We start from the raw sequence: 23810 nt of genomic DNA on the forward strand, positions 1-23810 counted from the left end.
AGACGCACCGAACGAGAAATGGCTGACGGATGTCACTGAGTTCAAGTATTACGTCGGGGGGAACGCTCACAAAGTATATCTGAGTGCCATACTGGATCTCTATGATCGCAGGATCGTGGCATATAAAATCGGCGAGCATAATGACAATCCGCTGGTTATGAGCACGTTTGATGAAGCTGTAGAGCGTGAGCCCGAGGCACATCCATTGTTTCACAGTGACCGAGGCTTCCAGTACACGAGCAAACAGTTCTCGGGGAGACTAAAGAGAAACCGAATGAAGCAGAGCATGTCCAGAGTAGCCCATTGCATTGACAATGGGCCTATGGAAGGCTTCTGGGGGATCCTGAAGCGTGAAATGTACTACGGGAAACGCTTCACCTCAAAGATGGATCTGGTGAAGACCATAGAGTCATACATCAGGTATTACAACACGGAGCGGTTCCAACGGAAATTGCATCTGATGACACCTGCCGAATACCATGCAAGCTTCTATACTGCGGCGTAAAAGAACCGCCAGCCGATTACTCGACTGGCGGTACGGGACTTTTTGATTTTTCACTGTCCTATTGACGGGGAGCAGACCATTTTCTGCAGCGCCCTTGCGTTTTTTATTCTGCCAGAGCCAAGAGGGAAGAGTCTTTTTTTCCTTCGGCGCGCCAAGTAGCGGCGGCACTGAACCTGCCGGTCGTACCCCAGCATGATGCCCAGCATGAAGTCCTGCTCGTCGGTCAGGTCGGACAGGCGCGTCGTGCCGAAGCTTTTAACCACGTCAACGCAGTCCTTGTCGCCAAAGAAGACGTTCACGTGTCCGTTGGACAGGGGAACGAACAGGTAGGCGACGCCCTGCTTGCGGAGAATGGTTTCCATCTCCAGCCGGTTCGACTCCGGCGCGGTGTGCAGAACAAGCCGGCGCAGCCCCTTGTCGTATTCGTACAGGTGGTGGCGAAAGACGGTCATGCTCCACTTCCTTTTCCGGGCTCAAGTCCCTAAGAAAAAAGGAGAGCTGTTGGCGGCAGCTCTCCCACCTGGAGGGGTGATACACTGTGTTAGGATTAACTAACAGAAAAAGAATACGCCGCTTTTTTGAACCTGTCAAGCGCCGAAACGATTTTTGTTTTTAAGGGAGAACTTTAACGCTGCAGAGGCCATCGGCCCGAGAAGAGTCGAGCCAGAACCGCGTGTCGAAGACCCCGCGTCGTGACGGCGGCTTCGTTCCCCAGCAGGCTCAGCGCTTCGGCTAAGATGCAGGTGCCGCCCAAGATGACGTCGGCCCGGTCGGCTGGAACGCCCGGGATTTGACGGCGTTCGGCGGCCGATTTCCCGCTGAAAAGGGCAAGAAGCCGGCTCGCGTACTGCGGCGTTAAGACGTCGCAGGCTGGGCTTGCGTCCAGCCCGCGGGCCGCCGCGGCCATGACGACCGCCGTGCCGCCGGACGCGACGATCCGTTTTCCCAGTGCGGGACAAACGCTGGACGACTCCAGCGTTCGGCGGATTTTGAGCCGGACGTCTGCCAGCTGGCCCGGCGTCGGCGGGTCATTTGAGAACTCGGCTGTGATCGAGAGCGCGCCCAACGGAACGCTGAACGCCCCTTCGAGCCGTCCGTCCGCGCCGAACGAGAACTCGGTGCTTCCGCCGCCTGAGTCCACGACGGTCAGCGGGCCGGCAAGGACGCCCGGCGCTTCAAAGGTGAGCTGGGCTTCCTGTGAGGCCGTGAGGACGGCGGGGAAAACGCCCGTTTCCCGCTCGAAGATTTCTAAAAACTCGTCCCGGTTGGCGGCGTTTCGGACCGCGTGGGTGCCGCAGGCTGTCGGGACGGCGCCGGCCCTTCGGGCGGCGGCGGCAAACGACGCGGCGGCCGCCGCCGTTTCTTCCATCGCTTGGCGGGTCAAAACGGGCGATTCTCCCCGGCCGAGCTTTGTCACCCGGTGCCCTTCGTCGAGGATTCGGGTGATTCCGGACCGGTCTCCCTCGGCCAGACAGTATTTGACCGAGTTGGTTCCCACGTCGATGACGGCGGCAAGGCTGGCTTTCATCTTCAACCTCCAAGGCCCGAAGAGGGCGGACTATAATTTTATTATAGTCTACTGCTGACCCTAAGTTGAGGGGCTGACGCCCGGTTCGGCGTTGACGATACGAAAGAATTAATTATAATATTTATGAGTAATATTGCTGAGTTCTATAGAACAAAGGAGGAGTTCGTATGAAGAGAGCTTTTGCTGCGTTGGCTGTTGGGGCTATGTTGGCGGCAGGGACGGCCGGGTGGGCCATGCAGGGCCCGCTTGTTTTGACGCCCGAGGAGGAGAAGGCGTGGAAGGCCGAACCGGCATACGGCACGGTGATTCCTCTAGGGCATACTGGCGGAATGTGCTTGGGCACGTTCGGCATCGCGCACGTGAAGGGATTCTACGCTGACGAGGGGCTGAAGACGGAAGTTTATAAGTTCGCGTCCAAGGCGCTGAACGACGCGGTTGGTACCGGCAAGGTCGTGGCCTGCGGCAACCATATCGCCGCTATGCTCGTCCCGGCGGTTAACGGGGTCAGAATGAAGTTCACCACCGGCATTCAGACCGGCTGCAAGTCGCTGTACGCCCTAGCGAATGGGCCGATCAACTCGACGAAGGACCTGAAAGGCCGGACCGTGGCGGTATCGACGGCGATCGGCGGGTCGGACCACAACATCACGCTTCGGTTCCTGAACCACGACGGTGTGAAGCCCGACGACGTGAAGTTCAAGCAGGTTGAGGCGTCTGCGGTTGTCCTCGCCATGCAGAACGGCGAGGTGGACGCGGCCACCATGTCGGACCAGTACGCCGAGAAGTTCTTGGACGACGGCGTGCTCAAGAGAATCCGCTCCCTGACGTTTGACCCGGATTTCTCCCAAGAGCCTTGCTGCATTCACGCGATCAACTTGGACTTCCTGCAGGCCAACCCGATCACGGCCCGCAAGCTGACCAACGCTCACGAGCGGGCGTCCGAGTGGATCATGGAGCACGAGGAAGAGGCCATTGACCTTCTGTTCGCCAACGGCTGGGCTTCCGGCGATCGGGATCTGGCCCTGCGGATGCTGAAGACGTACAACTTCCTGATCAGCGACGAGCTGACCGAGACGGCGCTGCGCAACATCCTGAACGACTACAAGGAGTTCGGCCTGATCAACAGCTCGCTGGACACCGAAGAGACGCTGAAAAAGATCTGGGAGCCTGTGCTGAAAGAATAATTTGACGCTGTAAAAAATCTCCGGCCCCAATGATATGCTCCCCCCAAGTAGGACAGGGAAATATAAAACCTACTTGGGGGGTATTTCTATGCCCAGAAAAAGCAAGATAGACTCAGCTTTGAAAATATCTCTAGTTGAAAGCTATCTCCGAGACGAAATCAGCTGCACAGAAGCGACAAGGCAAGCGGGGCTTAGGGGCCGCGCATCGTTTAGGAGTTGGGTCCGGATTTACCAAAATGAAGGTCCCGGAGGATTGCTCGCTCAATCGAGAAACAGACATTATTCACAGGAGCTGAAATTGGCTGCCGTTCATGCCTATCTGAGCGGAGAAGGATCCTTAACGGAGACGGCGTATCGCTATGGCTTACGGTCAAAAGCTCAACTTCAAAGCTGGATACAGGCATATACTACTCATGGATGGATCCAATCGTGCACAAGCGGAGGAGGCAGCTCCATGAGAAAAGCCAGACAGACAAGCCAGGAAGAACGCCTTGAAATCGTACAGTACTGCCTTGCTAAGGATAATAATTATGGAGCGACGGCGCTGAAATACGACTGTTCCTATCAGCAGGTGCGCAACTGGGTGCTCCGTTATGAGAGCATGGGCCCCGCCGGCCTTGAAGACCGTCGTGGACGGCGGATTGGAACCCTGCCAGCCCGGACACCAGAGGAAAAGCAGCGCCACAGGATTGCAGAACTGGAACACAAGAACCGCGACCTTCAGATGGAGAACGACCTGTTAAAAAAATCAGAGAGTTAGAGATGAAAGATCGCTCTCTCTGACTCGACATCCCTACAAATACCAAGCGATCAAAGAACTGACTGAAGCCAAGCACTACCCCCTGCAAAAGCTCTGTCAGTGCCAGCGGCTTTCGCGCAGCGCGTATTATCGCTGGCTTAAAGGTCCTGTCAGCTTCAGTGAGAAGTACAATACCGAGCTCTCCGAGAAGATCAAGGCCATTCATGAGAACCATCCGGATATGGGTTACCGGCGAATCAGGGACGAACTGGAAAGGAATCACGGCATCGCAGTGAACGATAAGCGGGTACTCAGGATCTGTCGCGGAGAGCGTATTCAATCCACGATCAAGTGGAGGCCAAAGAGCTGCACCAGAAGCAGCCAAGACCCTGCACATATCGCCAAAAACTATCTCAACCGTGACTTTCACGCAGACGCACCGAACGAGAAATGGCTGACGGATGTCACTGAGTTCAAGTATTACGTCGGGGGGAACGCTCACAAAAGTATATCTGAGTGCCATACTGGATCTCTATGATCGCAGGATCGTGGCATATAAAATCGGCGAGCATAATGACAATCCGCTGGTTATGAGCACGTTTGATGAAGCTGTAGAGCGTGAGCCCGAGGCACATCCATTGTTTCACAGTGACCGAGGCTTCCAGTACACGAGCAAACAGTTCTCGGGGAGACTAAAGAGAAACCGAATGAAGCAGAGCATGTCCAGAGTAGCCCATTGCATTGACAATGGGCCTATGGAAGGCTTCTGGGGGATCCTGAAGCGTGAAATGTACTACAGGAAACGCTTCACCTCAAAGATGGATCTGGTGAAGACCATAGAGTCATACATCAGGTATTACAACACGGAGCGGTTCCAACGGAAACTGAATCTGATGACACCTGCCGAATACCATGCAAGCTTCTATACTGCGGCGTAAAAGAACCGCCAGCCGATTACTCGACTGGCGGTACGGGACTTTTTGATTTTTCACTGTCCTATTGACGGGGAGCAGACAGACCAACTGGGCCGGAGCTTTTGCGTTCAGTATCAGTAAGCTGGAAGGCGCTACAGCCGTTCGCAGACCGAGTGGGCGGCCACTAAGCCGCTGGCGGCCGCCTGAATGATTCCCCGGCTGACGCCAGCCCCGTCGCCGACCATGTAAAGCCCGCGGACGGACGGCACCTCAAGGGTAGTGTTCAGCTGGACGCGGAGCGAGTACAGCTTGATCTCCACGCCGTAGAGAAGCGTGTCGTTCTGGTTGACGCCCGGCATGATGGCGTTGAGTGCGTCGAGGAACTCGACGATTGACGTCATGTGCCGGTGCGGCAGGACGAGGCTCAGGTCGCCCGGCTCGGCCGGGCCGGTCTGTTCCACCATGCCCCGGGCGATTCGGTCCGGCGTGGAGCGCCGGCCGTCCCGCAGGTCGCCGAGACGCTGAACGAGGATCCCGCCGCCGGCCAGCATGTTGGCCAGCCGGGCGATATGGGTCGCGTAGCCGATCGGGTCGCCGAACGGCTGGGTGAAGTTCTTCGTCACCAGAATGGAGAAGTTGGTGTTGTTCGACTTGGTGTTCTTGAGGCTGTGGCCGTTGACGGTCACCAGCTTGTGGGCCTTGTTGAACTCGCTGACCACGAACCCCGATGGGTTCATGCAGAAGGTGCGCACCCGGTCGTCGAACGTGGGGGTGTTGTACAGGCATTTGACCTCGTAGAAGTCTCGAGTCAGGTCCTGGCAGACGCTGTCTGGGACTTCCACTCGGACGCCCACGTCGACCGGCATGGAGGCGATGGGCAGTTCAAGCCGCCGGATCACCGTTTCCAGCCAGCTGGCTCCGTCCCGGCCCGGCGCGGCGATGACCGTTTTGCTCTCGATCCGCTCGCCCTTGGCCGTCACGACGCCCTTGGCCTGTCCGTCCTCGATGATCACGTCGGAGACGAACGTGTCCATACGAATGTCGCACAGCGCTTTGAGGTGGTGATACATGGCGTCCAGTACTTCCCGGCTGGCGTCCGTGCCGATGTGGCGGATCTTGGCCGGGAGGACTTTGATCCCCACGGCGGCGGCCCGGTGAATGGTGTCCCGCACGGCCTGTCCCGACGGCTCGTAGAATTTTGGGTCGGCGCCGAAGTGGACGAACGTGCTGTCGACCCGTTCGATCAGCTCGGCCACGCTTGCCCGGCCGATGTACTCTTCCAAGTTGCCGCCGTACCCGGTGGTGATGGTGAGCTTGCCGTCGGAAGCGCTTCCGGCGCCGCCCCACCCGGAGACGATGGCGCAGCTGGGACAGTTCACGCAGCTGGAAACCTTGCCTTCGAGTATTGGGCACTTGCGCTGCTTGATGAGCCGTCCTTTATCAATGATGAGAACGCGCTTGCCCTGTTCGGTGAGGCTGAGCGCGGCAAAAACGCCGGCAGGTCCGGCGCCGACAATCACCGCATCGTAAATCATCCTGTTCCCCCTCTTGGCTGTTTCACGGCGATCGGGGCTCTGCCCCGAAGGTCCAACTCATTATAACAGAGCGCCGGGGCGCCGCGCCGGGTATAATGTCAGTGCGGCGCGATGATGCCGTGAAAAGGAGGACTGTCATGAAAGACTATCGGGGAACCGCGCTCTTCGTGGGAGCGCTCGCTTCTTCGGGCGACGGACTGATCACCGCCCTGCGGACTTTTGAGGCGCTTGGCGTCCGCGGCCTGGGCGCCGCGACGACCGTGCTGGCTTCGGGCCGCGACGGGGCTATTCGTCATGAGCTGCCGGCGGAGTGCGTGGCCGCTCAAATACAGGAAATTACAGCCGGGGCGGTCGGCTCGGTGATGGTCGGGACGGTGGACCGGGAAAACATCGTCGAGCCTTTGGCCGCCGCGCTAAGGGAGATCCCGAACGCGAAATTGGTGCTTGACCCGTTCCGAATGCTCCAGTCAGGCGTCCCGGACTCGGATAAGTCGACCCTTGAAGTGGTTAAAGGCGGCCTGCTGCCGCTGGCGACCGTGGCGGTGTTCAACTCGCCGGAGGCAAGCCTCGTGAGCGGCCTTCCGATCGAAACGGAGGACGCCCTGCAGGAGGCGGCCCGGTGCATCGCCGATATGGGCCCCGTGTCGGTGCTGGTGACTGGCGGCCGGCTTGACGGCCAAACCGTGACCGACGTGCTGTGGCACGCCGGTCAGGCGAAAGTTTGGCACGGTCCAAGGCTTGACTCGCCGCGCCCGGTCGGCTTGGGCGATATCCTGAGCGCCGCCGTCGCGGCCGAACTGGCCGCTGGAAGCTCTATAGAAAACGCTGTCGATGCGGCGCTGGCCTTTGTCCGCGCTCAGCTCGGCGGGGACGTTTCAGAGGTCAAATAGCGTATAGTTTAACGATACGGCAGGGCCGAGAGCGCAAGCGATTGCGCTCTCGGCCCTGCTTTTTATCAGTAGGCCAGCTAGCTTGACTGACGCGGCGGCGGGGAATAAAATTTTAAAGAAATTATCATTTTCATTCTGAATAAGAATGAAAAGAGGGGGAGAAGCCGTGCCGTTAGTTTTAGGGGTTGATATTGGTTCGGTGGGCGCCAAGGCGGCACTGTTTGACGGTCAGATTCTGGGAACCGACCTGATTCCGACGGGGTGGAGCCCCGGCGAGTCTGGCCGCCAGCTGACCCAGCGGCTTCTGACGTCGTGCGGCGTCGAGACCGGGCAGCTGACGGGCATTGTGGCTACCGGGTACGGGCGTAAAACGTTCCTTGACGCGACCCGCAAGGTGACCGAGATCACCTGTCACGCTCGGGGGGCGCGCTTTCTCTCCCCTGACGTTCGGACGGTAATCGACATCGGCGGGCAGGACAGCAAGGTCATCGCGATGGACGCGTCGGGAGTGGTGAGCGACTTCGCGATGAACGACCGCTGCGCGGCCGGAACGGGCCGGTTTATTCAGATGGCCGCCGCCGCGCTGGGGTTCCAGATGGACGAGTTCCTCAACATTCCACTTCAGGGGGAGGAACTGCCCATTTCGAGCATGTGCGCCGTGTTCGCCGAAACCGAGCTGGTGAACCACCTGGCCCAAGGGGCTAACCGGGAGTCCTTGGCGAGGGGAATTTTCAGGTCCATATCGACCCGGGTAGCGGGAATGCTGGGCCGTCTGGGTTGGCAGCCGCCGATTTTCTTCTCCGGCGGGCTGGCCCGGTCGGAAGCGCTTCGAGTCATGCTGTCACAGGTTCTTCAGTGCGACGTGGCGGTGGACTCTCGGTCTCAGTTCGCAGGCGCCATAGGGGCGGCGCTGATTGGTTGGGAGGGGAAGGCATGAGGTCGATCAGTCAAGTTGTGGCGGAAATGAGAGAGCACGCCAAAGACGGCGTGATTCAGGTGAAGGAGTTCAAAGAATCGGGCGGCATCGTGGTGGGGTGCTACTGCACCTATATGCCGTGGGAGATCGTCAACGCGTCTGGCGCGGTTTCGGTCAGCCTGTGCTCGAAGAACGACGCGGCGATCCCGGCGGCGGAAGAGCACCTGCCGAGAAACCTGTGCCCGCTGATTAAGGCCAGTTACGGACACGCGCTTCGGGGAAGCTGCCCGTACTTCCATTTCTGCGACGTGGTGGTCGGAGAGACGACCTGCGACGGCAAGCGGAAGATGTACGAGCTGATGCAGGGCATAAAAAAGGTGTACATGATCGACCTGCCGCATCAGGCCGACCGGCCGCAGGACTTTGAACTCCTTCGGAGGGAGTACGAGGCGTTTCGGAAGTTCATCGGCGAGCTGACCGGCAAGCCGATAACCGACGACGCCCTTCGGGCGTCGATCGCGCTGCGCAACCGGGAGCGCCGGGCGCTCCGCGAGATGTGGAACCTGTCAACGTGCGACGACCCGGCTCTGACCGGCCGGGAAGTTCAGGAGTTCGGCGACTACATGCAGACCCACTTCCACAAGGAAGAGGCGGTGAACTGGCTGGAGAACTGCGTCAAGGAGATTCAGACCGCTTGGGAAAACGGCGACCGGCGGGGCTTGACCGGCCCGAGGGTTCTCGTCACCGGCTGTCCGATTGGCGGGGCCATGAAGGTCGTCGACGCCATTGAGGCGGCCGGCGGCGTGGTCGTCTGCTACGAGAACTGCGGCGGCGAGAAGGAACTGGGCTATCTGGTCGACGAGACCGGCGATCCGATGGACGCGATCACCCGCAAGTACCTTTCCATCGGCTGTTCCATCATGAGCCCGAACTGCAATCGAATGGACGCCCTCAAGTACCTGATGGACCGGTACCGGGTCGCGGGGGTCGTGGACGTGACGCTCACGTCGTGCCATACCTACGCGGTGGAGACGTGGTCTGTCCGTCAGGTCGTCCAGTCGTCCGGTCGGGGCTATCTGGCCGTCGAGACCGACTACTCGGCCAGCGACAAGGAGCAGCTTTCCACCCGTCTGGGCGCGTTTGTGGAGATGCTGGAGTCGGCCAGCTGAGAGGCGGCTGGCGGCCAACAGGGCGGCGGGACTTTTGCGGGCTTTCCTCTTGTGCCGGAGCTGAACCGGTGATACGCTGACCCCGCGGAGGTGAGACCGTTGCTGTTGGAAAAACTCGACGTAACAACTGAGTCGGTGAAGGCCCTGCAGAGACAGGCGTTCTTCGTCGGCAGCCTGATGGTGTTTCTCGGCTGTGCCGTTTGGATCGTGTCGCTCGTCTTTTCCGTGGCGTTTCAGCGGGTGGCCGGCGTTGCCGTCCTGTTGGCGGCGGGAGCCGAGTTTGCCCTGTCGTTTCGGAGCGTCGGCACGGCGCGGAGCGTTGGCCGAATTTTCGCCGCAGTTCTGACCGTTTTGGGGGCCATCATGGTCTTTCTGCCCGAGGCGGGCGCGGCGACGCTGAGCGTCCTGATCGCGCTCTATTTCATCGCCGACGGGGTCATGAGGCTCGTCAGCTGGTGGCGGGTGAAGGCCGTTCCCGGCGCGTGGGGCCTGTTGGTCGGAGGGATCATCTCGGCCGTCTTGGCAGTTATTATCCTGTCCAACTGGCTCGGAGCCCGGACGGGGAACGTGCCTCGCGTGCTTCTCGGGGCCATGCTGGTTATTTCCGGCCTGTTGACGATTCGCCTGGCGCTGGGCTGCACGTCCTACGTGGAGCGGCGGGCGTCGGAGCAGAAGAGCTGACGGCGGTTGAAGCCGAAAAGAAAATTAAGGCGTTAAAAAGGCCTCCCGTTCTCTGCGAACGGGAGGCCTTGTTTTTATTCGACCCAGTAGTTGGGAGCTTCCTTGGTGACGACCACGTCGTGAGGGTGGTTCTCCTTCACCGAAGCGGCGGTAATCTGGACGAACCGGGCTTTTTCCCTGAGAGTCTCAAGGTCGGGGCTTCCTAAATACCCCATGCCAGCCCGAAGGCCGCCGACCAGCTGATAGATGACGTCGCCAGCCGAGCCCTTGTAGGCCGCCAGCCCTTCAATGCCCTCGGGGACGAGCTTGTTGTCCTTGGAGTTCTCCTGGAAGTACCGGTCCTTGCACGAGCCGCCCTTCATGGCGCCAAGCGAGCCCATGCCCCGATAGGTCTTATACGACCGGCCGCGGTAGATGATGACTTCGCCGGGGCTTTCTTCCGTTCCGGCCAGCAGCGAGCCGATCATCACGCAGTGAGCGCCGGCGGCCAGAGCCTTAACCATGTCGCCGGAGTAGCGAATGCCGCCGTCGGCGATGATCTTGCGGCCCGAGTTCCCTAGGGCGGAGGCCACGTTCAAGACCGCCGCGAGCTGGGGCACGCCGATACCCGCCACGATTCGGGTGGTGCAGATGGAGCCGGGGCCGACCCCGACTTTTACCGCGTCGGCGCCGTGCTCGATCAGGGCCTGAGCCGCGCCAGCCGTGGCGATGTTGCCGCCGATGACCTGAAGGTCCGGGTGACGGCGCTTGATGGCGCTGACCGTGTCCAGAACTTTTTTGGAGTGACCGTGCGCCGTGTCGACCACAATTAGGTCGACGTGGGCGCTCACCAGCGCGTCAACCCGCTCCATGACGTCGGCTCCCACGCCGACGCAGGCGCCGCAGCGCAGCCGGCCTGAAGAGTCCTTGGCCGCGTTGGGGAAGTCCTTGACTTTCTGCAGGTCCTTGATGGTGATGAGCCCTTTGAGCTTGCCGTTCTTGTCCACCAGCGGCAGCTTTTCAACCTTGACGTGCCGCAGGATTTCCTCCGCGTCGGCCAGCGTGGTTCCTTCGGGAGCGGTGATGAGCCCCTCTTTCGTCATGACGGCGCTGATCGGCTGGACGAAGTCGTCGATGAACCGCAGATCCCGGTTCGTGATGATGCCGACCAGTTTCATGTTGTGGTCCACCACCGGCACGCCGGAAATGTGGTAGTGGCTCATCAGGTCGAGGGCGTCCTGAACCGGGTTTTCCGGGTGCAGGTAGAACGGGTCCGTGATGACGCCCGCCTCGGACCGCTTGACCTTGTCCACCTCTCTGGCCTGGTCGTCGATGGACAGGTTCCTGTGGACGATGCCGATTCCGCCTTCCCGAGCGATCGCGATGGCCAGCCGGCCTTCCGTCACCGTGTCCATGGCGGCGCTGCAGATGGGGATATTGATTTTGATTTCCGGCGTGATCCACGAGTCAACGGCCACTTGGGCCGGCAGAACCTCGCTGTACTGCGGCTCGAGCAGCACGTCGTCGAAAGTGAAACCCTGATACGGCGCGAAGTGTTCCTGGATGTTCATAGGGGCTCCTCCTCCCGGGTAATTGTCAGCATTATAGCGGTCTGGCGGGCAAACGCAACCCCGACCGAGCGACGGTTGCCGCCGCCCATGCGGCCATCGCCTGGGCTTCGCCGACCGGGCCGACCGATTCGCCCGACTTGAAGGTCACCGAGATTTTTCCGTCGCCAAGGACCTTTTCGAGGGCCTGGCGGATCGCCGGGCCGTAAGGAGCCAGTTTGGGCACTTGAGCCGTCACGACCAGCGAGACGAATTGAACCGACCAGCCGGCCTGCTCCGCGCGGCTCACCGCGTCGGCCAAGAGGTCCATGCTTCGGCAGCCCGCGTACTGCTCGTCAGACGACGGGTAAAGGGTGCCGATGTCGGGAAGTCCCGCGGCCGACAGCACCGCGTCGGCGGCCACGTGGCTGATGATGTCCGCGTCCGAATGGCCGGCAAGCCCCAGCGGGGACGGTACAGTCACGCCGGCCAAGACGAGGGGACGGTCCGGCGTCAGGGGGTGCACGTCATAGCCGATGCCGGTTCGGATTTCCGGCCCGGCAAGCCGGCAGGCCAGCTCCCAGTCGCCCGGGCGGGTGATTTTGGCGTTTTTTTCTTCGCCGTCCACGGCGGCCAGCTCTTTTCCGGCTTCAAGCCACGCTTGGGCCTCGTCGGTCAGCCCGGCTGCGTCGGCTCGGCCCGTGAGGGCGCGCAGCAGTTCGTCCCGGGGAAAGACCTGAGGCGTTTGGGTGAGAAACAGCCCCTCCCGGCTCACCGGCTCCCAGCCGGAGCCGGCCCGCCGCTTGAGCGAGTCGGGAACCGGCAGTACCGGGACGGCGGCTCGGCCGTTTCCCGCCGCCTCGACCAGCTTCTCCCACAGGTCCGGCGACGCGAAGGGCCGGGCCGCGTCGTGCAGGGCGATCAGCTCGCCTCGTGCCGCCTGAAGGGCCTTGAGGGCTGATTCCCCCCGGCTCGTTCCGCCGGCGATGAGTCGGGCGTCCGGCGCCAGTTTTTCGGCAGTTTGAAAGGCCTCTTCGGCGTCGGGCGGCAGGACGAGGAGAATTTCAGCGTCGAATTTGGCGCAGACGGCTCTGGCCGTCTCGTAGCTGTAGTGCCAGAGCGGTCGGCCTGCCAGAAGCCTGAACTGTTTGGGCACCCCGCCGAGGCGGGATCCAGACCCAGCGGCCAGAATGGCCGCAGTGAGGCGCATCGGCTAGTCTCCCGTCACGGGCCGTCGGCTTTCAAGGGCGGCGTGAAGGGTGACCCGGTCGGCGAACTCGATGCTGCCGCCGACGGGCAGGCCGTAGGCCAGCCGGCTTTTCGTCACCGGCAGGTCAGCCAAGGCGTCCAGTAGGGCGTAGAAGGTCATGTCTCCTTCCACCCGCGGGTTTGTGGCGATGATGATTTCCTCGATCGGTTCCTGAGCGATTAAGGCCCTGAGGCGCTCGATCACGTCCGGCGGAATGTTCTCCCGGTCGTCCATCGGCGAGACGGACGTGGCTAGGTTGAAGTACAGGCCGTTGAAGAGCCCGGAAAGCTCAATGCTCGTCAGGTCTTCCAGCGACTCGACGACGCAGAGCAGATGGCGGTTTCTCATCGGGTCGGAGCAGATCGGGCAGGGCTGGGTCACCGTCAGGTTGCCGCACCGGCTGCAGGTGGCGACATCGCGTTTCAGCGCGTTTAAGGCGTCGGCCATATCTTTGGCGTAAGACTGAGGCTGCTGAAGTACAAAAAAAGCCATGCGTCGGGCGCTTTTGGCCCCGACGCCTGGCAGTTCCTTAAACAGGGATATGAGCCGCTCAAGAGGTTCTGGAAGTGTCACGTTGTGCCTCAGAACGGCAGGTTCATGCCGCCGGTGAGCCTGCCCATCCGGCTCTGCATAAGCTCTTTCGCCTTTCGGCTTGCCTCGCGCACCGCCGCTAGGACTAAGTCTTCCAGCACGTCAACCTCGCTGGGGTTGACGACTTCCGGGGAGATCTTGACGCCCAGCAGGTCGCCCTGACCGTTGACCGTCGCGGTAACCATGCCGCCGCCGGCGGTACCTTCGACCTTCTCGTTCGCCAAGTCGGCCTGAATCTTCTGCATTTCCTGCTGCATTTTCTGCGCCTGCTTGATCATCGAGCTCATGTTGCCCATATTGCTGCCGCCAAACTTCATACGAGTCACTCCTTCAATTATGGATGATGATACCCTGTTCCGGCCCGAATCGACGCGGCTCGGTAAAGCTGTTCTGCCAAAACGAGAAGGGCCAGTTCGTGTGGAAACGTGAGAGACGAGAGGGACCAAAGGGAACTGGCCCGCTCCTTGACTTGGGGCGATATGCCCCACGGACCGCCGATCAGCAGGACGAGCCGGCCAGGCGACGAGTCCAATTGGGAGAACAGCTCTTTGGAAAACGCCTCGCTGGTGAAGGTTCGCCCCCGTTCGTCCAAGGCGATCAGCTGGTCCCGGTCACCGAGAAGCTTTAAAATTTCAGCGCCCTCGGCTTCCATTCGCCGGAGCCGGTCCAGCTTGCCGAGCCGGCCGTCGGGGATCAACGTCAGCGACGCGGCCATGAAGGGCCGGAGCCGCTCAAGGTACGACGCGACGCCTTGGAGGATAAACGCTTCTTTCGGGCGTCCCACCGCCGCGACGAGCAGCTTCATCTCGTCCGCCGCCGCAGGCGAAGCGGCACTTCGTCCCAGAAGGGGCCCGATGAAGCGGGCTTTGGCATGGGGGCGTTCTTCAGCCGAAGGCGAAGCCGCTCTTCCTCGTCTCGGGCGGCGTCCAAGGCGGCCGCCGCGTCGAGGTACCGGCCGAGCGCTTCTTTTTGGAGCTTGAGCGCCCCCAGTGCCCTCTGTGCCTGAGGGGACGACAAAAGCGACAGGCTGCCGGCCGATTGGCCGCCGTCGGACGGTCCGTCAAGCGGCGGCAGGTCGGCCCGAAGCTCCTCGACCGCCGCGCTCCCTTCGTAAAGCCGGAGAGTCTCCAACTGGGAAGCGGTGGAAAACAGCCGCTCGGCAAGGAGAAGACGGGCGTCATCCGCCTCTCGCTGAGCCGCCCGACGCCGGGCAGCAGCCCGGCTGAGCCGAAGGGCGCAGACGGACGGCTGGGTCTCTTGCGTCACGGCTTGTCACCGTCCCTTCTGGCCCGGACTGACGAGAGCCGGTCCCGCAGGAGAGGACGCGGGATCTTCCTCAGTCGCTCTTCGTCGACCCAGCTCAGGACCTCCCACGCCAGAGAGACCGGCGTGCGGCCTTCTGGAGCGTGACGCAGGGCGAGAAAGGCGTTCAGCTTGGACTGGAAGGACGCCAAGTCCGGCGGCACCTCGTCGCCCCAGCGGCGAAGCGAGCTGATTTCGGCTGACAGGGCTTTGAACTGGCGTCGGAGCCACGCGGCTTCCGTCCGCTGAGGGGTGTCCCGCCAGTGGCTCGTTTCGCCGTCCAATCCGACGGTTTCGGACCGGGTGATGTGAACGGCCAAGTCGAAGTAGGCGCGAAGTCCCCAGAGCGGCGACGGGCTGCCCCGATCGGCCCAGTCGGACAGCAGGGCGACGACGGTCAGCCTGCTGCGCCACTGGTAGGCCATGTCGAGGATTTGGCAGACCATGCCGTGAAACGAGTTCAGCGCCCCGCGGACGCTGCGGACGGCGCCGCGAAGAAGCAATTTTTCTTGGTACAGGTCGAACCAAGCGTCCAAGTCGCGGATGATCAGGCAGACCGGCTGGCCGGACTGAGCCAGCTCGACGGCCCGCACCGCGCCGGCCCGAAGGGGCGCCAGACTTCGAAACGCCGTGGCGTCGCACGGCGCGGCGAACAGGTTGTTCTCGTCGAGGCCCAAGTCGTCCCAGGACCCACGGATTTCCGCCAGAGCGGAGCGGGGCGTCCCGATCGCCACGTACAGGGGCGTCTGGCCGTCCGATGTCGCGTCGTACAGCAGCCGGGAGGCAGTCCAAAGTCCGGCTTCCTGCGTGGGCGCGGTTAAAAGGATTCGGTCGCCTCGGTACAGCGGAAACAGCGCGTCAAGGGCCGGCACGCCGGTGGAAAACGGGACGAGCGTCCGTTCAGCCTGATCGACTAAAACGGGCAGCTTGCTCGGAAGGTCCGGCTCGTCGGCGCCAAGCCAGACGGTTAAGTCATCGGGTGACATGCCGGGGAAGGCGTCGTCCAAGCGGACGCGGGTCTGTCGGCCGTGAAGGGCCGTGACCCGACCGATGAACTGCTCGCCCCGCCCGTTGACGACAGTGACCAGATCGTTCAGGTGGGCCGAGCGAAGCCCGTCCACCCAGAGGACGGTGCCTTCCAGCCGGGATATTCGGCGGGAGCCGACGCGCGAAAGGCTCACGGCAGATCTCCTTTCCGGCCGCAGCTGTTCAGCCAGTTTCGAATCGCCAAGCGAGAGGCTTCCGGCCCGTCGAGGGACTCAAAGCCCAACCGCTGGGCCCGAGCGGGAAAGTCGCCCGGCAGGGCGTCAGGCGTTTCGCAGAGGTAAAGAATTTTGTCGTGGTCGCACGGACGCCACGGTGTCGCCGGGACGTCGTCGATCTCGCCGGGGCCGAGAGAGAGGTACAGGCCGTCGAGCAGCTCGGCCAAGCGAAGCGCGGCTGCCCGGCCGGCGTCATCGTACCCATCGGCAGCCTCTTCGAGAGCCTTTCGGCTTTGAAGGGCCAAGGCGGCGCGTCCCCAGCCGTCATACGTGGGGCGCAGCCGTTCCTGCCGGTTTTCCAGCACGATTCCCTGATCGGTCAAAAGCTCGACGAGCCGGCCGTACGGGTGTTCGGTGAGCCGTGGCGACGTTCGGTCGACGGTCCAGCCAGCCAGCAAGGAGACGGACGTCTCTATGCCCCGGGCCGGCATGTCCAACAGTCGGGCCACGCCGATTCGGCACAGGGGAGAGAAGCCGGAAGCCAGCAGGTCCTGCCCGCTTTCTTCGCTCCACTCCCGGCCCGTTTCAATCCACCGCCGCAGGTCGTCGAACAATATCAGGCCGTGCCCTTGGGGCGCGGCTTGGCAGACTTTCTTCAGGCACTGGGGGATGAGCTGGCTCAGAGCCGGGCGGCTCCAGAGGGGCGACCAGATGAAAATGGTCTTTTCAACAGTTCCGGCATCAACCGCGCCGTCGATGAGCCTGTTCAGCTCCCGCAGGCCGCCCTGACAGACGACCGCCGCCCAGTCAGCAGTCTGCCGCCTGAGTGCCTCGGCCATCAGCTTGGCGATACCGACCGAGCCGTCGCCGGCTATGACGAGTGACGAGCCGCGGGGCACTTCAAAGGCGGTTTCGAGCCGTCCCAGTCCCCAAAAACTTCTGGTGTGAGTTCCTAAAATCGGGTTCCTGCCCCTGGGGCCGTCGTGCAGAACCCGGCCCAGCGGGTCGATCACCGATCCCCAGCGGAGAGAATCCATGTCGGGCAGGTGATCGGAACCGAGAAATCGGAGAAGCTGTCCCACGACGAGCCGTTCGGGCGGGTCGAGGGAGCGGAGGACGACCGCCCCTTGGCGCACCGACGTCACGAGGCCGACCCACTCCCCGTCGTCTGAAACCGCCAGCTCGCCGGAGCAGAGAGGAACGTCAATCGACGCCCGAACCTCGTCCTCGCAGATCCACTCAACTCGGGCCAGCGGCGTTTTCATCTCCCGTTCCTCCTTTAGGCGGCGACGGCGGCGGAATTTCCACCCACCGGGCCCGGCTTTTTTTGACGAGCTCCCGACGCCGGTCCGGAGACAGCCGGCTCAAGAGTCCCTGTTGGTATAAAACGAGGTCGCCTTCGTCGAACGGCGGCCATGCGACTTCAGCTGACGCGAGGCCTTCGGCGCTGAGGGCCATCCTCCACGTGACCTCAAAGGGCCAGAGGGACAGAAAGGACATGTCCCCGGCCAGAAGGATTCGGCTCATCGTTCGGCTCCAGCCAGCTGGCGGATCCGCGACGACAGCCGCTCGTACTCGAGAAACTGCCGGGCGGCGTAGGAAGCCATCAGCCCGGCTCCGAGCGGGTCGGATCGGTTCAGCCGGGTCATTCGGCCTAGAAGGTCCCGCTCCATGTCCTGAGCGGTGTGCCGGTGTTCCGGCGACCTGAGAGAGCGCCAGACCGTGCCGGCGAACAGAGCCCGCTCCGTCTTGGCTGACGCTAAAACGTCAGGGCGCAGCTCGCCGTGGACCGATAAAAAAGGAACGTCAGCGTTTCCCTGCTGGCGCATGGCCCAGATTCGGTAGTTCCAAGCGTCGGTGTACTGCTCGATGAACGGCCGCAGCGTCCGGCCGGAAAGGCCGGACTCGTCCAGCCAGTGAAAAGCCAGAGCCAGCAGGCCGTCGGCCCATGCCATTTCCCCGTCGAGGCGGCCCTGAGACAGAGCCCGATCGACGGACAAAAGCAGCAGCGGCGCGTGAGGCGAGGCGTGTTCGTTGCAGATCGTCTCAACTCGTCCCATATCCGCGCAGTCAGCCCAGAGACGGTGCCAAAACGCCTGATCCAAAACGCCGAAGCACGGGCGCTGGCGCGGCGGCGTGGGGTGACGGAATGCCAAGTTGCGCAGGAAGGCGAGGCCTAACGGAAGGTCTGACAAAACGCCGAGAAGACAGGCGGCCAGAGCGGTTTCTCCTAAGCTGAGACGAACGAGGTCTGCCAGTCGGCGGCTCGTCTCGGCCGTCAGCATCGAGTCCAGCCGGAACGAAACAGGCCCGGCAGCCAGCGAGAAGTCCCGTCGGTACGGCGGGCCGTAGGAGCTGGCCAGAATGCGTCGCTCAAACTCGCCGAGGGGGGCGCCGTCCAAGCCGTCTAGCTCGCTGGGCGTGAAGAACTCCCTCATGCGGGCGCTCAGCCGGCCGGCGACGTAGCTGAAGTTAGACGGCTGGGAGAGCTTTTTCTGGAAGGCCGCTGGCCTGGAGACGCTCCCATCGGGTACGGAACGTGCAGTCAAGGATCGTCCCTCCTTCATCGACGCAAAGAAAACCGCCCCAGCAGTCGAACGGGGCAGGCCGCACCGGCGCGCCGGTCAGACGCGCCAAAATCGAGGCTTCCGGCTCGGGAGCCTCGAAGTGGTTAATTCGGTCCACGACCAGAGAGCTTTCAGCAATCAGGCCGGACAGGACGTCCGGATAGGATTTGAGCCCGCGGATTCGGTCAAGTTCCTTTCGTACCGTCTCCTGAACCCGCGCCGCGCGAATCGACGCAACCTTGGCGGCGCCTCGGGCGTCGATGCTGCGCAGCGTCCGCTCGAACTCCTCGTCGGCCTGACGCAGGGCGGCCTGATGGCTGATCATGGCCTGATGGTAAATTTCAGCCGCTTCGTCGCGGCGCGAGAGGACGAGCGCGGCGATCTTCTCGTTCCATTGGCGCTCGCTTTCGGCGAGTTCCGCGGCCAGCTCGTCGTCAAGGGCCTTTAAAAACCCCTGAGGCAGAGGCTGTGGGGACGCCTGAGTGGCCGACACGGTCAGGCGAACTGGAGCACCAGCATGATGGCGACGACGAACCCCAGAATGACCATCGTCTCAGGAATGGCTTCCAGAATGATCATCGTTCCGGCGGTCTCCGGTTTCTCCGCGATGGCGCCAGCGGCAACGCTGCCGATTTTTGCCTGAGCATACGCCGTCGCTGCAGCAGGGATGCCGACCGCGAGGGCGGCGGCGAGAGCTATGAGACCTTTTTCCATGAGTGAAACCTCCTGTCGGTGAACGGTGTGAACTGCTTGCCGCTGCTGTCGTAAAACTTTCCCATGAACTCGACGTAGTGAAGACGGGCCGCGTGAAGCCCTGACTCGGCGAAGGCCATCACGAAGTTGAGAGTGTGAATCGCCAAGGCGGCCAAGATTCCGACCGCCGTCAGGCCGAACGTGTCCAAAAACTTGGACGCTGTGACGGCCAGAATGGCCGACGACAGGCCGATGGCCCCGATTCGGACGTAGCTCAGAATGTTGCCGAACGCGCTGAACGACTCGACGATGCCGCCAATTCCTCCACCGGCAGTCAGCAGGAGGAACCCGGCTCCGCAGCCTCCCAGTCCCCAATAGACGGCGCTTTTGGGAAGAAGGCGGCCGGCTGGGGCCAGACAGATCAGAACGGAAAGGATCACGACGATCAGTCCGGCTTTTTCCGCCGCGTGATGCCTGTGTCCGCCCCGAAGGGACTGAAAGACCCCGTATCCCAGGCCGAGAAGCACGTGTCCCAGCCCCATGACGAGGGACGCGAAGAGAACCGGCATGACCGCATGTCCCCGTTCGACCCAAAGGGGTTCGAGCCCGAAGAGCCTATGCCCCATATCGCCGAAGCACTCGCCGAACGCGACGCCCCAGATGATTCCCCAGACGGCTACGGCCGAAAGGATAAAACGCAGGTCCTTGAAAATCGGCGACTTCTGACAGCGGCACAGAACCCACAAGAGGAGCAGCATGACGGCGCTGTAGCCGATGTCGCCGACGATGCACCCGGCAAAAAACGGAAAAAACAGGCTGATCGCCGCGGTCGGGTCAGTGGAGCCGTAGCCGGGCGGCCGAACGAGCTGAAGGAACAGGGCGAAGGGCCGTACCGGCGGCGACTGTCTCAGGGCCGTGGGAACCGACGGCATCTCTTCCTTCGTGGGCTGTCGGAGCGTTAAGGCCACCGAGTCGCCGAATTTTTCCCGAATGGACTGGCAAAACGCTTTCAGCCGGCTCTCGGGGAGCCAGCCTTCCAAGTTGACCGCTGTGCCAGCGGCGCGGCACCGAAGAAGGGCCCGCCGGACGGCGAGATTCCGTTCGGTGAGGAACGAAAGGGCGGCCAGTTTGGGGCCCCACTTGCGGCCCAAGGCGGTCAGTTCGGCGCTGGTTTCGGAAGCTGCCGCTTCCAGCCGCCGAATTTCCATTTCCATTGCCTCGGAGGCAGGGCCGTAGTTCAGCTTTTCAAATTTTCCCGGCGGCAGCCACTGCCTGGCTCCGGCTGACCGAAGAACCGACCGGCCCATCTCGTCCATCTCGCGCGGCAGGGCGATCTCTACTAAAAGAAGGTCCGAACGGGGACAGTCGTGACGGCTGTAGGCGACCGCATCATCAGCCCGTTCGAGCAGGCCGGAGACGGCTTCGTTCAGCCTGGCCCGGCAGAGAGGGTACGATTCGAAGCTGACCCACCAGAGGGACCTGACCCGATCCGCTCGGTCAGGGATATGAGGACGTCCGGCGACGGCCAGTGATTGGACTAAGTTCTCCCGCTCCTCTTTGAGGAACGCCAGTCGAGCGTGGAGCGCCTCAATGGTTTCGCCGATCGAGTCTAAATTGCCGCAGAGCGTCTGACGCGTCCGCTCCGGCATTTTTTCAAACTGGTGCAGCAAAAGCTCCACCGTCGAACCGTCCGACGCCGCGTCGTCGCCCAGCGCCGCTAAAATAGACCGCAACTTTTGATGAGAAGCCACCAGATCGGCGCTCTGCTCGTCCAGTCTGGCGTCGTCCTGGTCGGACTGAATCTGCACCGACCCGTCGGCCAACAGGAAATCGAGCAGGTCGGCGGCCTTTGAACGGGGACACCAGAGAGACAGGTGGTACATCGTCTCAATCATGGCCCTGTTCCCCGTTGAGAAGTATCTGAGCCAGAGTTTTCGCCAGCTCGCCGTAGTCGTTCTGCTGGGCTTGGGCGCAGCGCTCGTTCCATTGCTCGATCAGCTGGCGCTCTTTCAGGTTTCGGGCCTCCGAGGCTCGAGCCTGCGCTTCCGCAAAGATCGAATCGGCCTTCCGCATCGCCGCTCGGACCATCTTTTTTGTCTGGGCGTCGGCTAAGTCGTATCGGGCCTGCTGTTCCTCTTCGTGGCGGCGTTTTTTGAGGGCATCTTGGCCGGCTCGGGCGGCCATCTGCTCCTTCCAAGCGGCGTCGCGGGTTGGCTCGGTCATGACGGGCCTACCTGAGCCAGCAGGTACTCGCAGAAGTCGCTCTGGTCCAGCACGCCCACAAGGACGTCCCGATCCGTCACAGCGATCCGGTAGAGCTTTTTGTCCAGCATCAGCTGCGCCACGCTCAGAATGTGGGCCGATGGGTGAACGGACAGCGGCGGGCGCTGCATATACTTGCTGACAGGCTGGCTGTAAATGCGGGCAAATTGGGCGCTTAACAGCTTCTCTTCGTCAAAGAGGAAGGACTCCTGCTGAAGAATTTGGGCCGTCGTGGGAAGGGCAAGCTCCAGCGCGTCGGCTTCGGAGAAGAAGCCGACCAGCCGCCAGTACGCGTCAACTACTGGAACTCCGGAGAGTCTGTGGCTGTGAAGGACTCGAAGCGCATCGGCCACCGTGTCGGTTTCCAAGACGGCCGACAGGTCCCGCTTCATCAGGTCTCCTGCGGTCATGATGATGGTCATGGCGTATCTCCTTCGTCAGGCTTCCGGGGAACCGGAAGTCCAATTTTCTCAACGAACGCCCAGAAGACGAACGAGGCGAGTTCGATATCTTTTTTGAACCGTCCGGGCTCTTGAATCAGGCGGTAAAGCCACTCCAGCCCGAGCTTTTGATAAATGGCCGGCGCTCTCTTCAGCCGTTCGGCGAACACGTCGAGCGAGCCGCCGACCCCGACAGACAGAATTCCCTGCAGGTCGGCTCGGTGGGCGTGGATCCACTTTTCCTGCTTGGGCTGCCCCAGCCCGACGAACAGGATCCGCGCCCCTGACTGGGCGATTTCCTTGGCAATTCGGCTGTCCTCGCTCTTGTCGTGGTAGCCGTCCTGTGTCCCGGCGATGATCAGTCCCGGGTTGAGCTTTTGCAGGTTCTGGGCCGCCTCCTGCGCCCGGCCGGGAAGTCCGCCGTAGAGGAAAACGGGGAACTTTTCAACGGCTGCCAGCCGGCAGAGGCGGGCAGCGAAGTCGATGCCGGCAATGCGCTCCACCACTGCCATCTGAAGCATTCTCATGACCATAACCAGCCCGCTGCCGTCCGGCAGGACGAGCTCCGCGCCGTTCGCGATTCGGCGGAACTCCGGGTCGCTGCGGGTCTCATTGATTCCCAAAGCGTTCAGGGTAACGACCAAGCAGGCCCCTTGGGGGTGTTTCAGCCAGGCCAGCGCCTTGGAGAGGGCGTAGTTCATCGAAATGCCGTCCAGCCGGACGCCCCACAGCTCTCGGCGCACCTTGCGCTGCCGGCCGCCCCAAAGCGTCCAGACGAGAGCGCCGAGCGCGGCCGTGATGGCGACGACGAAAATTCTCATCGCGGCGCCGTGCGGGACCACCTGAAAGAACGTCACCGTTCCGCCCAAGAGGAAGCAGATCGTCGTGACCAGCCGGACCGCCGAGGGGTGGTCGACGCCCCGTTCCAACATCTTCCCGTACAGGTACGGCACGGTAGAAGTGCGGCGGCTGGTAAACGCCTTGTTCATCACCCCGAGGGAGAACTCGACAAGCGGCAGGGCGTAGAACCCTAAGGGGATCACGATGAGCGACGTGATGGCGATACCCTTGCTGACGCCTAAAATGGAAATGCCAGCCACAAGGGTTCCCCACATGAAGCAGAGGGCGCTGTCAAGCTGCCGGTAATGGTGTCCCAATCGGCTCCAGTACGCTGCCACGAGCAGCAGCGAGCCGAGACAAACTAAAAAAGCGTCGCTCAAATCCTGAGACGACAGGGCCGTGACGAAGCTCATCAGGCACAGGCTGACACTCAGAAGGTGTCCCGCCAGCCCGGGAATTTGGTCGAGCTTTTTGAACAGCAGGGGAAACAGAGACATCCAGCAGGTCGTCAGGGCCACCGACTTGAAGCTGTTCAGGTAATAGTAGGAGCTTCCGGTTAGCGAGAAAAATGAAATCCGCGCGCCCCAGAGGGCGAAAAAGAGACCGGGGAGGGGAACGCACCAGCTCCAAAGCTTCCAAGGCTTCACTTGGTCGGCCAGGCCGATGTAGAGAGACAGCAGGCTGGCGGCGACCAAAAGGGCGATGGTCGGACGGCCGCTCCAAAGTCCGAGGAGCACCAGCGCACCGGCCAAGGAAAGGTCTCTCATGTAGAAGTACTGGTCCTTTTTCAGCCGCGCCCTGAGAAGCCTCTGGAACAGCACGCAGACGACCGCCGTGGCGAGGAGGAAAAGAACGGATGGATTCGGAAGGATGCCCATGACTTCGCTCCCTTGTGAAGGACTGGCGACAGTTCAGTTGCAGTTTATAACTCATTCTAGCAGACGCGTTCGGCTTGCGGCTCGGTAACTTCGGCGGCTGCTGAAAAGGGCGTTTCTTGAGCTGCAGGGAATGGGCGGCCAAGCCCGTCGGAAGCCGGTCAAAGTGCGCGGCGCAAGGACGCTCACCGGCCGAACTGCC

The 23810-nt window shown here is 61.9% G+C and carries 28 protein-coding genes and 1 pseudogene; 10 read left to right on the plus strand and 19 right to left on the minus strand.

Annotated features, from left to right (window positions below; genetic code table 11):
- Positions 1-505, plus strand: a 505-nt coding sequence (locus JONANDRAFT_RS01800) for an IS3 family transposase (RefSeq protein WP_008522547.1), incomplete at its 5' end; no start/stop codon positions are given.
- A gap of 50 nt (positions 506-555) precedes the next feature.
- Here the strand turns inward: JONANDRAFT_RS01800 and JONANDRAFT_RS01805 are convergent.
- Complete coding sequence (locus JONANDRAFT_RS01805; protein WP_008520260.1) at positions 556-957, minus strand: DUF2023 family protein; 402 nt, start codon at positions 955-957, stop codon at positions 556-558.
- 173 nt (positions 958-1130) lie between these two features.
- A complete protein-coding gene (locus JONANDRAFT_RS01810; RefSeq protein ID WP_008520261.1) occupies positions 1131-2033 on the minus strand; it encodes a Ppx/GppA phosphatase family protein in 903 nt (300 codons plus the stop codon).
- A 167-nt stretch (positions 2034-2200) separates the two neighbouring features.
- Here JONANDRAFT_RS01810 and JONANDRAFT_RS01815 point away from each other — a divergent pair, with 167 nt between their 5' ends.
- From JONANDRAFT_RS01815 to JONANDRAFT_RS08310, 5 genes and pseudogenes are all read left to right on the plus strand, one after another.
- A complete protein-coding gene (locus tag JONANDRAFT_RS01815; RefSeq protein WP_008522548.1) occupies positions 2201-3217 on the plus strand; it encodes an ABC transporter substrate-binding protein in 1017 nt (338 codons plus the stop codon).
- Positions 3218-3305: 88 nt separating this feature from the next.
- Positions 3306-3434: pseudogene (locus tag JONANDRAFT_RS08495) on the plus strand (hypothetical protein); the annotation flags it as partial.
- Positions 3435-3671: 237 nt separating this feature from the next.
- Complete coding sequence (locus JONANDRAFT_RS08300) at positions 3672-3977, plus strand: helix-turn-helix domain-containing protein (RefSeq protein ID WP_233417413.1); 306 nt, start codon at positions 3672-3674, stop codon at positions 3975-3977.
- A 220-nt stretch (positions 3978-4197) separates the two neighbouring features.
- The gene (locus tag JONANDRAFT_RS08305) at positions 4198-4494 is read left to right on the plus strand and encodes an IS3 family transposase (protein ID WP_233417414.1); all 297 of its coding nucleotides are present in this window, start codon (positions 4198-4200) and stop codon (positions 4492-4494) included.
- A gap of 10 nt (positions 4495-4504) precedes the next feature.
- Complete coding sequence (locus JONANDRAFT_RS08310) at positions 4505-4894, plus strand: IS3 family transposase (RefSeq protein ID WP_233417415.1); 390 nt, start codon at positions 4505-4507, stop codon at positions 4892-4894.
- A 128-nt stretch (positions 4895-5022) separates the two neighbouring features.
- On the opposite strand, the gene JONANDRAFT_RS01830 is transcribed toward JONANDRAFT_RS08310, so the two are convergent.
- Positions 5023-6405 (minus strand): NAD(P)/FAD-dependent oxidoreductase, encoded by a 1383-nt coding sequence (locus tag JONANDRAFT_RS01830; RefSeq protein WP_008520270.1) that lies wholly within the window; start codon positions 6403-6405, stop codon positions 5023-5025.
- A gap of 137 nt (positions 6406-6542) precedes the next feature.
- On the opposite strand from JONANDRAFT_RS01830, the gene thiD reads away from it, so the two are divergent.
- The 4 genes from thiD to JONANDRAFT_RS01850 all read left to right on the plus strand — a co-directional run bounded on the left by thiD (position 6543) and on the right by JONANDRAFT_RS01850 (position 10061).
- Positions 6543-7295, plus strand: a complete 753-nt coding sequence (thiD, locus tag JONANDRAFT_RS01835) for a bifunctional hydroxymethylpyrimidine kinase/phosphomethylpyrimidine kinase (protein ID WP_008522549.1) — start codon at positions 6543-6545, stop codon at positions 7293-7295.
- Between the two features lie 166 nt (positions 7296-7461).
- Complete coding sequence (locus JONANDRAFT_RS01840; protein ID WP_008522551.1) at positions 7462-8232, plus strand: acyl-CoA dehydratase activase; 771 nt, start codon at positions 7462-7464, stop codon at positions 8230-8232.
- Positions 8229-9380, plus strand: a complete 1152-nt coding sequence (locus JONANDRAFT_RS01845) for a double-cubane-cluster-containing anaerobic reductase (protein ID WP_008520275.1) — start codon at positions 8229-8231, stop codon at positions 9378-9380. The genes JONANDRAFT_RS01840 and JONANDRAFT_RS01845 overlap by 4 nt, the downstream gene beginning before the upstream one ends.
- A 90-nt stretch (positions 9381-9470) precedes the next feature.
- Complete coding sequence (locus JONANDRAFT_RS01850) at positions 9471-10061, plus strand: HdeD family acid-resistance protein (protein WP_231366876.1); 591 nt, start codon at positions 9471-9473, stop codon at positions 10059-10061.
- Positions 10062-10135: 74 nt separating this feature from the next.
- Here JONANDRAFT_RS01850 and guaB read toward each other — a convergent pair whose 3' ends face one another.
- Genes guaB through JONANDRAFT_RS01930 form a run of 16 tightly spaced genes read right to left on the minus strand, consistent with a single transcriptional unit; the run spans position 10136 to position 23611 of the window.
- A complete protein-coding gene (guaB, locus tag JONANDRAFT_RS01855) occupies positions 10136-11611 on the minus strand; it encodes an IMP dehydrogenase (RefSeq protein ID WP_008520278.1) in 1476 nt (491 codons plus the stop codon).
- Between the two features lie 31 nt (positions 11612-11642).
- A complete protein-coding gene (gene ispF / locus JONANDRAFT_RS01860) occupies positions 11643-12797 on the minus strand; it encodes a 2-C-methyl-D-erythritol 2,4-cyclodiphosphate synthase (protein WP_008520279.1) in 1155 nt (384 codons plus the stop codon).
- A gap of 3 nt (positions 12798-12800) precedes the next feature.
- Positions 12801-13409, minus strand: coding sequence for a recombination mediator RecR (gene recR, locus JONANDRAFT_RS01865; protein ID WP_008522554.1), 609 nt, complete (start codon positions 13407-13409; stop codon positions 12801-12803).
- Between the two features lie 8 nt (positions 13410-13417).
- On the minus strand, positions 13418-13744 hold the full coding sequence (locus JONANDRAFT_RS01870; protein WP_008522555.1) for a YbaB/EbfC family nucleoid-associated protein: 327 nt from the start codon (positions 13742-13744) through the stop codon (positions 13418-13420).
- 17 nt (positions 13745-13761) lie between these two features.
- A complete protein-coding gene (locus JONANDRAFT_RS01875; RefSeq protein ID WP_008520282.1) occupies positions 13762-14232 on the minus strand; it encodes a 23S rRNA (pseudouridine(1915)-N(3))-methyltransferase RlmH in 471 nt (156 codons plus the stop codon).
- Positions 14229-14693 carry a hypothetical protein gene (locus JONANDRAFT_RS01880; protein WP_008520283.1) on the minus strand — a complete coding sequence of 155 codons (465 nt, stop codon included), beginning with the start codon at positions 14691-14693 and terminating at the stop codon, positions 14229-14231. Before JONANDRAFT_RS01880 ends, JONANDRAFT_RS01875 begins: the two co-directional genes overlap by 4 nt.
- Positions 14690-15910, minus strand: coding sequence for an ATP synthase F1 subunit alpha (locus tag JONANDRAFT_RS01885; protein WP_008522558.1), 1221 nt, complete (start codon positions 15908-15910; stop codon positions 14690-14692). The genes JONANDRAFT_RS01880 and JONANDRAFT_RS01885 overlap by 4 nt, the downstream gene beginning before the upstream one ends.
- Positions 15907-17196: a type III secretion protein gene (locus tag JONANDRAFT_RS01890; RefSeq protein WP_008522559.1), complete on the minus strand. Its 1290-nt coding sequence runs from the start codon at positions 17194-17196 to the stop codon at positions 15907-15909. The genes JONANDRAFT_RS01885 and JONANDRAFT_RS01890 overlap by 4 nt, the downstream gene beginning before the upstream one ends.
- Positions 17171-17458 carry a hypothetical protein gene (locus tag JONANDRAFT_RS01895; RefSeq protein ID WP_008522560.1) on the minus strand — a complete coding sequence of 96 codons (288 nt, stop codon included), beginning with the start codon at positions 17456-17458 and terminating at the stop codon, positions 17171-17173. Before JONANDRAFT_RS01895 ends, JONANDRAFT_RS01890 begins: the two co-directional genes overlap by 26 nt.
- A complete protein-coding gene (locus JONANDRAFT_RS01900; protein WP_231366877.1) occupies positions 17455-18480 on the minus strand; it encodes a hypothetical protein in 1026 nt (341 codons plus the stop codon). Before JONANDRAFT_RS01900 ends, JONANDRAFT_RS01895 begins: the two co-directional genes overlap by 4 nt.
- Positions 18404-18991, minus strand: a complete 588-nt coding sequence (locus tag JONANDRAFT_RS01905) for a hypothetical protein (protein WP_008520288.1) — start codon at positions 18989-18991, stop codon at positions 18404-18406. The genes JONANDRAFT_RS01900 and JONANDRAFT_RS01905 overlap by 77 nt, the downstream gene beginning before the upstream one ends.
- A gap of 2 nt (positions 18992-18993) precedes the next feature.
- Positions 18994-19212 carry an ATPase gene (locus JONANDRAFT_RS01910; RefSeq protein WP_008520290.1) on the minus strand — a complete coding sequence of 73 codons (219 nt, stop codon included), beginning with the start codon at positions 19210-19212 and terminating at the stop codon, positions 18994-18996.
- The gene (locus JONANDRAFT_RS01915; protein WP_008520293.1) at positions 19194-21086 is read right to left on the minus strand and encodes a V-type ATP synthase subunit I; all 1893 of its coding nucleotides are present in this window, start codon (positions 21084-21086) and stop codon (positions 19194-19196) included. The genes JONANDRAFT_RS01910 and JONANDRAFT_RS01915 overlap by 19 nt, the downstream gene beginning before the upstream one ends.
- Positions 21079-21414, minus strand: coding sequence for a hypothetical protein (locus tag JONANDRAFT_RS01920; RefSeq protein ID WP_008520296.1), 336 nt, complete (start codon positions 21412-21414; stop codon positions 21079-21081). Before JONANDRAFT_RS01920 ends, JONANDRAFT_RS01915 begins: the two co-directional genes overlap by 8 nt.
- Positions 21411-21875: a CBS domain-containing protein gene (locus tag JONANDRAFT_RS01925; protein ID WP_008520297.1), complete on the minus strand. Its 465-nt coding sequence runs from the start codon at positions 21873-21875 to the stop codon at positions 21411-21413. The genes JONANDRAFT_RS01920 and JONANDRAFT_RS01925 overlap by 4 nt, the downstream gene beginning before the upstream one ends.
- On the minus strand, positions 21872-23611 hold the full coding sequence (locus tag JONANDRAFT_RS01930) for a WecB/TagA/CpsF family glycosyltransferase (RefSeq protein ID WP_008520299.1): 1740 nt from the start codon (positions 23609-23611) through the stop codon (positions 21872-21874). Before JONANDRAFT_RS01930 ends, JONANDRAFT_RS01925 begins: the two co-directional genes overlap by 4 nt.
- Positions 23612-23810: the final 199 nt, after the last annotated feature.

It is taken from the genome of Jonquetella anthropi DSM 22815, from assembly GCF_000237805.1.
In the GTDB taxonomy this organism is placed as follows: domain Bacteria; phylum Synergistota; class Synergistia; order Synergistales; family Dethiosulfovibrionaceae; genus Jonquetella; species Jonquetella anthropi.

Excerpts from the sequence above, each read along its gene's own strand:
- JONANDRAFT_RS01805 (WP_008520260.1), bottom strand. The coding sequence starts at position 957 with ATGACCGTCTTTCGCCACCACCTGTACGAATACGACAAGGGGCTGCGC.
- JONANDRAFT_RS01810 (WP_008520261.1), bottom strand. The coding sequence starts at position 2,033 with ATGAAAGCCAGCCTTGCCGCCGTCATCGACGTGGGAACCAACTCGGTC.
- JONANDRAFT_RS01815 (WP_008522548.1), top strand. The coding sequence starts at position 2,201 with ATGAAGAGAGCTTTTGCTGCGTTGGCTGTTGGGGCTATGTTGGCGGCA.
- JONANDRAFT_RS08300 (WP_233417413.1), top strand. The coding sequence starts at position 3,672 with ATGAGAAAAGCCAGACAGACAAGCCAGGAAGAACGCCTTGAAATCGTA.
- JONANDRAFT_RS08305 (WP_233417414.1), top strand. The coding sequence starts at position 4,198 with ATGGGTTACCGGCGAATCAGGGACGAACTGGAAAGGAATCACGGCATC.
- JONANDRAFT_RS01830 (WP_008520270.1), bottom strand. The coding sequence starts at position 6,405 with ATGATTTACGATGCGGTGATTGTCGGCGCCGGACCTGCCGGCGTTTTT.
- thiD (WP_008522549.1), top strand. The coding sequence starts at position 6,543 with ATGAAAGACTATCGGGGAACCGCGCTCTTCGTGGGAGCGCTCGCTTCT.
- JONANDRAFT_RS01845 (WP_008520275.1), top strand. The coding sequence starts at position 8,229 with ATGAGGTCGATCAGTCAAGTTGTGGCGGAAATGAGAGAGCACGCCAAA.
- guaB (WP_008520278.1), bottom strand. The coding sequence starts at position 11,611 with ATGAACATCCAGGAACACTTCGCGCCGTATCAGGGTTTCACTTTCGAC.
- ispF (WP_008520279.1), bottom strand. The coding sequence starts at position 12,797 with ATGCGCCTCACTGCGGCCATTCTGGCCGCTGGGTCTGGATCCCGCCTC.
- JONANDRAFT_RS01870 (WP_008522555.1), bottom strand. The coding sequence starts at position 13,744 with ATGAAGTTTGGCGGCAGCAATATGGGCAACATGAGCTCGATGATCAAG.
- JONANDRAFT_RS01875 (WP_008520282.1), bottom strand. The coding sequence starts at position 14,232 with ATGAAGCTGCTCGTCGCGGCGGTGGGACGCCCGAAAGAAGCGTTTATC.
- JONANDRAFT_RS01890 (WP_008522559.1), bottom strand. The coding sequence starts at position 17,196 with ATGAAAACGCCGCTGGCCCGAGTTGAGTGGATCTGCGAGGACGAGGTT.
- JONANDRAFT_RS01895 (WP_008522560.1), bottom strand. The coding sequence starts at position 17,458 with ATGAGCCGAATCCTTCTGGCCGGGGACATGTCCTTTCTGTCCCTCTGG.
- JONANDRAFT_RS01910 (WP_008520290.1), bottom strand. The coding sequence starts at position 19,212 with ATGGAAAAAGGTCTCATAGCTCTCGCCGCCGCCCTCGCGGTCGGCATC.
- JONANDRAFT_RS01915 (WP_008520293.1), bottom strand. The coding sequence starts at position 21,086 with ATGATTGAGACGATGTACCACCTGTCTCTCTGGTGTCCCCGTTCAAAG.
- JONANDRAFT_RS01920 (WP_008520296.1), bottom strand. The coding sequence starts at position 21,414 with ATGACCGAGCCAACCCGCGACGCCGCTTGGAAGGAGCAGATGGCCGCC.
- JONANDRAFT_RS01925 (WP_008520297.1), bottom strand. The coding sequence starts at position 21,875 with ATGACCATCATCATGACCGCAGGAGACCTGATGAAGCGGGACCTGTCG.
- JONANDRAFT_RS01930 (WP_008520299.1), bottom strand. The coding sequence starts at position 23,611 with ATGGGCATCCTTCCGAATCCATCCGTTCTTTTCCTCCTCGCCACGGCG.